The following is a 6497-nucleotide window of genomic DNA, read 5'->3' as shown; positions in this document are numbered from 1 at the left end:
GAACATGTACAAACCTTAACGATCGAAGATACTACTGCACCAACATTTGTAGAAACTTTACCAGAAGATGCTACAGTAAGTTGTGATGCAATTCCAGAAGCAGTTGTACTTACGGCAACAGATAACTGTGATGCTCAGGTAACTGTAAACTACAGTGAATCATTGTCAGGAAATGATGATGAGTGTCCTTCAGTATATACGATTACAAGAACCTGGAGTGTAAGTGACTGTGCAGGAAATACTACAGAACATGTACAAACCTTAACGATCGAAGATACTACTGCACCAACATTTGTAGAAACTTTACCAGAAGATGCTACAGTAAGTTGTGATACAATTCCAGAAGCTGTTGTACTTACGGCAACAGACAATTGTGATGCTCAGGTAAGTGTAAACTACAGTGAATCATTATCAGGAAATGATGATGAGTGTCCTTCAGTTTATACGATTACAAGAACCTGGAGTGTAAGTGACTGTGCAGGAAATACTGCAGAACATGTACAAACCTTAACGATCGAAGATACTACTGCACCAACATTTGTAGAAACTTTACCTGAAGATGCTACAGTAAGTTGTGATACAATTCCAGAAGCTGTTGTACTTACGGCAACAGACAATTGTGATGCTCAGGTAACTGTAAACTACAGTGAATCATTATCAGGAAATGATGATGAGTGTCCTTCAGTTTATACGATTACAAGAACCTGGAGTGTAAGTGACTGTGCAGGAAATACTGCAGAACATGTACAAACCTTAACGATCGAAGATACTACTGCACCAACATTTGTAGAAACTTTACCAGAAGATGCTACAGTAAGTTGTGATGCAATTCCAGAAGTAGTTGTACTTACTGCAACCGACAATTGTGATGCTCAGGTAACTGTAAACTACAGTGAATCATTATCAGGAAATGATGATGAGTGTCCTTCAGTTTATACGATTACAAGAACCTGGAGTGTAAGTGACTGTGCAGGAAATACTACAGAACATGTACAAACCTTAACGATCGAAGATACTACTGCACCAACATTTGTAGAAACTTTACCAGAAGACGCTACAGTAAGTTGTGATGCAATTCCAGAAGCTGTTGTACTTACGGCAACAGACAATTGTGATGCTCAGGTAACTGTAAACTACAGTGAATCATTGTCAGGAAATGATGATGAGTGTCCTTCAGTATATACGATAACCAGAACATGGAGTGTAAGTGACTGTGCAGGAAATACTACAGAACATGTACAAACCTTAACGATCGAAGATACTACTGCACCAACATTTGTAGAAGCATTACCAGAAGACACTACAGTAAGTTGTGATACAATTCCAGAAGCAGTTGTACTTACGGCAACAGATAACTGTGATACTCAGGTAACTGTAAACTACAATGAATCATTATCAGGAAATGATGATGAGTGTCCTTCAGTTTATACGATTACAAGAACCTGGAGTGTAAGTGACTGTGCAGGAAATACTACAGAACATGTACAAACCTTAACGATCGAAGATACTACTGCACCAACATTTGTAGAAACTTTACCAGAAGACGCTACAGTAAGTTGTGATGCAATTCCAGAAGCTGTTGTACTTACTGCAACAGATAACTGTGATGCTCAGGTAACTGTAAACTACAGTGAATCATTGTCAGGAAATGATGATGAGTGTCCTTCAGTATATACGATAACCAGAACATGGAGTGTAAGTGACTGTGCAGGAAATACCACAGAACATGTACAAACCTTAACGATAGAAGATACTACTGCACCAACACTCGTAGAAACTTTACCGGAGGATACTACAGTAAGTTGTGATGCAATTCCAGAAGCAGTTGTACTTACTGCAACCGACAATTGTGATGCTCAGGTAACTGTAAACTACAGTGAATCATTGTCAGGAAATGATGATGAGTGTCCTTCAGTATATACGATAATCAGAACATGGAGTGTAAGTGACTGTGCAGGAAATACTACAGAACATGTTCAAACTATTAACGTAGAAGATACTACTGCACCAACATTCGTAGAAACTTTACCAGAAGACGCTACAGTAAGTTGTGATGCAATTCCAGAAGCAGTTGTGCTTACCGGAGCTGATAATTGTGATTCACAAGTAACCGTTGTTTACAATGAGGTAGTAGGAACATCGGCAGAAGGATGTGCTTCATCTTATACAATAACAAGAACTTGGATGGTGAGTGATTGCGCAGGGAATGAAACTTCTCATGAGCAAGTGATTACTGTTGAAGATACAGAGGGACCAACTTTGGTAAGTTCTTTAGATGATGAAATTAATGTGGAATGTGATGCAATTCCAGATATACCAGAGTTAGAGTTTGAGGATAACTGTTCAGAAAATGTAACTGAGGTGAGTTTTGAAGAAACAAGTACGTTTGATGGAACTGATACAGATTATAGTATAACAAGAGTTTGGATAGTACGCGACGATTGTGGAAATACCTCAGAGTTTACACAAGTAATTAATGTATCAACAAACAACACTACAATCGAGGTTTCAGATTCGAAATGTATTGATGATGGAATAGTTGATTTAAACGATTATTTAGATACTTCAAGTACAGATGTGACTTGGGAAGTAATATCAGGAAATATAGAACTAAATTCAGACGGAACCTTTGATCCACAAAATTTAGAGTTAGGAGATTATGTCTTTAGTTATACTGCTCCAAATCAAGGATGTTTAGCAACTACCAGAGTAACCATAAATATAAATGATGACTGTGTGGTATTACCTTGTGGACAAGAAGACGTTGTAATATCTAAGGCGGTTACACCAAATGGAGATCAATGGAATGAAAACTTTGAGGTTACTGGTGTTGAGAGTTGTGGATTCATCGTAAAAGTACAAATCTTTAATAGATGGGGATCAAAAGTATACGAATCAAATAACTATGCAAATAATTGGAATGGAATAACAGATGGCGCCTCATTTGGAGGAGCAACAAGACTACCAGCGGGAACTTACTACTACATAGTAGAACTAGAGAATAGTGGCTTAAGACCATTTACAGGAGCAATTTATTTAGGAACCAAATAAGTATAAGCTATGAAGCAACATTACAGAATTTATACAATAGTATTTATGCTATTCTTATCAATTACAAGTGAAGTAGTAGGTCAACAATTACCACAATTTACGCAGTATATGTATAACACAGTTTCAATTAATCCGGCCTATGCAGGAAGTAGAGAAGTGTTAAGTATTGTGGGATTACACAGAAGTCAATGGGCTGGTTTTGAAAGATCACCCGAAACACAAACTTTGTCAATTCATACTCCACTTAGAAATGAGAGAATAGGTTTAGGACTGTCATTCATTAATGATCAATTAGGATATGAAAACTTTACCTATTTGTATGGAGATTTCTCTTATACAATTAATTTAAGTGAAGAAACAAAATTGGCATTCGGATTAAAAGCAGGATTCTCTCAATATAGAATAGCAAATGAGTTACTTGCTGCCGAAGGAGTAGATCCAGGAATTGGGGGAATTCAAAATAGATGGGAACCTAATATGGGAGCAGGATTGTTTTTACATAATAGAAAATGGTATGTAGGATTATCTTCGCCAAGAATGCTGAATATTGATCATAATGAAATTCGAGTAAACGGAATAGATTATGGTGTAGTAGATAGAGCGGTGTATTATTTAACAGGAGGATATGTTTTTGACTTGAACAGTAGTGTTAAGTTTAAACCAGCAGCATTAATTAAAGCAACCAATGGTGCTCCTATGTCCTATGATGTTACAGCCAATTTTTTATTTAATGAAAAGTTTTGGTTGGGAGCAGCCTATAGAATTAACGAAAATACAGGTGGCTTAGGTGCTTTGGTAGATTTTCAAGTATCTAAACAATTCCGAATAGGGTATGCTTATGAATACCCTTTATCAGATATTCAACAATATTCAAACGGAACGCACGAGATTTTATTGATGTTTGAATTTGTAAGGGATAAATCGTTTCGAACAAAATCTCCTAGATATTTTTAAAATGTATGATTATGAAAACAAGAATTACACTTTTACTACTATCTTTTATATCATTTAGCATTTTTTCACAAAGAAAAGTAGCCGATAAATTCTATAAAGAATATGCATATATTAAAGCAGCTGAGTTTTATAGAAATGCAATAAATAGGGGAGATGATGGAGTTGATTTGCTTAGTAAGTTAGCAGATTGTTACTATAATAACTCTGATTCAAAACAAGCTGTTTATTGGTATAAATTGGCAAGTAAAAGAGAAGGAGGTTTAGTAGATAACGAGAGTATTTATAGATATGCACAATCTTTAAGAAGTGTTGGAGATTATAAAGAGGCAGAAACATGGTTGAAAAAGTTGCCTGAAAGTTATGTCAATACACTTAATGTAAATCATGAGAAGTTAAAAACACTTCATAGAGATTCAGTACGAATTTCTAACATGAGGATAAATACTAAAAACTCAGATTTTGGACCATATGTACATAATGGAAAGTTCTATTTTGCATCAGCAAAAAACGAAAACGGAGCCCTTTATGAATGGAATAATGAGCCTTATTTAGATTTGTATCAAGGAAAGATTATTGAAGATACTCAAGAAAAAACAATAGAAGATATTATTCCAGTTGTATCCACAAAGTTAAATACAGGTTTTCATGAATCTAGTTTAACAATTACCAAAGATGGGAAAACAATGTATTTTACTAGGAATAATTTGGATGAAAAAAATGAATTGGAACACAATAAAGAAGGTACTTCACATCTAAAAATATTCAAAGCAGAGTTAGTTAATGGAACATGGAGTAATATTCAAGAATTACCTATCAATAGTGAGCTTCATTCGAATGGGCATCCAGCTTTAAGTCCTGATGAAAAAACACTTTATTTTGTATCGGATAGACCAGATGGATTCGGACAAGCAGATATTTATAAAGTAGCAATTTTAGAAGATGGAACTTTTGGGACACCTCAAAACTTAGGAGGAAAAGTAAATACTTCAGGAAAAGAAATGTTTCCATATATAGCGAAGGATAATACATTGTATTTTTCATCAGACGGTCATAAGAATCTTGGATTATTAGATATATATAAAGTATCATTATCTGAAAATGCTACATCAGAGGCAGAGAACTTAGGAGCTCCCTTTAATAGTGGGTACGATGATTTTGGTTTTTTTATGAATGAAGGAAATAGAACAGGATATTTTTCATCTAACAGACCTGAAGGTAAAGGTAGAGATGATATTTATAGTTTTAAAATTGTAGAATGTTTTCAATACCTTAAAGGAAAAACATTTGATAAAAGAACAAAAGAGCTTTTACCCAACACATTGGTAGAGTTGATAGATTCGACAGGAAAAGTTGTTAAAAGATTTGTTACTCAAGAAGATGCAACATATACTTTTGAAGTAAAGTGTAAGAACAGAAAATTTACATTAAGAGGAACAAAACTAGATTACAAAGACGATATACAAAATACAGAATCTACCGAGGAGAGAGACCAAGAGATTCTGCAAGATTTATACTTGACACCTTTAATTGTTGGAAAAGAAATAGTTATTAACCCAATATTTTTTGATTTTAATAAATGGAATATTAGACCAGATGCAGCATATGAATTAGAGTTTGTTGTAAAAGTAATGAACAATCATCCAAAGATGATCATAAAAATTGAAGCACATACAGATAGCCGAGGAAGTGATAGATACAATGAAATATTATCAGATAGACGTGCAAAATCTACGAGAGATTATATTATTTCAAGAGGTATAGCTCCTCATAGAATTCAAAGTGCAATTGGGTATGGCGAGAAGCAATTGGTAAATAAATGTAAAAATTATGTTCGATGTACTGAAGAGGAACATCAAGAGAATAGAAGATCTAAATTTATAATTCTAAATAATTATGAATAGCTTGTAGTTATTTAAAGTTTCCCGAGTAGTTCGGAACCTCTAATTTAATCTGGTAGGAAGGAGAGAATTAGGGGTTCTTTGATTTTAAAGGTTTCTTACTTCCTTACAAAGATGTTAGTAAAATACCATTTACCATTAGCATCTTTTTCAGCTGTAACCTCGAAATGAGTAAAATCACCTTCAATGTTCTTTCTGTGTCCTTCACTTTTAATCCAAGCGTTTACAACAGATGCAGCAGAAGAATAGCCATAGGCTACATTTTCTCCAACTCCAATAGCACCAGCATTACTAATTAAATACTCTTTGCGTTTGTAAAAATTGTCATGAGAAATTTTACTTTGCTGAATCATATAATTCGTATGATTACTAGTTTGAGATTTAATAGCCTGTAATTTGTTTAAAGGAGCATACCCTTTGCTAATTCTGTATTCATTAACATTAGCTAAGATATCTGCTTCAATAGACTTTTCGGTAAGGTTTACGGTAAGTTCAATATTGTTTTCTACTAGTTCAACTTCGTTTGAAGAGCACGACGTTAAAAATAGCGCGCAAGCTACTATCAATAACTTTAGGGGTAAGTTATTCATTATT

General features: G+C 34.5%; 4 protein-coding genes. 3 read left to right on the top strand and 1 reads right to left on the bottom strand.

Annotation, left to right across the window (positions count from 1 at the left end; all coding sequences use genetic code 11):
* From Q0873_RS05680 to Q0873_RS05670, 3 genes are all read left to right on the top strand, one after another.
* A partial coding sequence (locus tag Q0873_RS05680; protein ID WP_299104970.1) for a gliding motility-associated C-terminal domain-containing protein occupies positions 1–3051 on the top strand: 3051 nt, incomplete at its 5' end.
* A 9-nt stretch (positions 3052–3060) separates the two neighbouring features.
* Positions 3061–4005, top strand: a complete 945-nt coding sequence (locus Q0873_RS05675) for a type IX secretion system membrane protein PorP/SprF (protein WP_299104969.1) — start codon at positions 3061–3063, stop codon at positions 4003–4005.
* An 11-nt stretch (positions 4006–4016) separates the two neighbouring features.
* The gene (locus tag Q0873_RS05670; protein ID WP_299104968.1) at positions 4017–5906 is read left to right on the top strand and encodes an OmpA family protein; all 1890 of its coding nucleotides are present in this window, start codon (positions 4017–4019) and stop codon (positions 5904–5906) included.
* A 95-nt stretch (positions 5907–6001) separates the two neighbouring features.
* On the opposite strand, the gene Q0873_RS05665 is transcribed toward Q0873_RS05670, so the two are convergent.
* Entirely contained in the window at positions 6002–6493 is a 492-nt protein-coding gene (locus tag Q0873_RS05665) for a CAP domain-containing protein (protein WP_299104967.1), read from the bottom strand.
* Positions 6494–6497: the final 4 nt, after the last annotated feature.

Source organism: uncultured Tenacibaculum sp., assembly GCF_947498805.1.
Classification (GTDB): Bacteria; Bacteroidota; Bacteroidia; order Flavobacteriales; family Flavobacteriaceae; genus Polaribacter.
Note: the sequence above shows the minus strand (reverse complement) of the source record. Positions and strands in the feature narration are given on the sequence as shown.

Coding starts and splice junctions, on each gene's coding strand:
- Q0873_RS05675 (WP_299104969.1), top strand. CDS start 3,061: ATGAAGCAACATTACAGAATTTATACAATAGTATTTATGCTATTCTTA.
- Q0873_RS05670 (WP_299104968.1), top strand. CDS start 4,017: ATGAAAACAAGAATTACACTTTTACTACTATCTTTTATATCATTTAGC.
- Q0873_RS05665 (WP_299104967.1), bottom strand. CDS start 6,493: ATGAATAACTTACCCCTAAAGTTATTGATAGTAGCTTGCGCGCTATTT.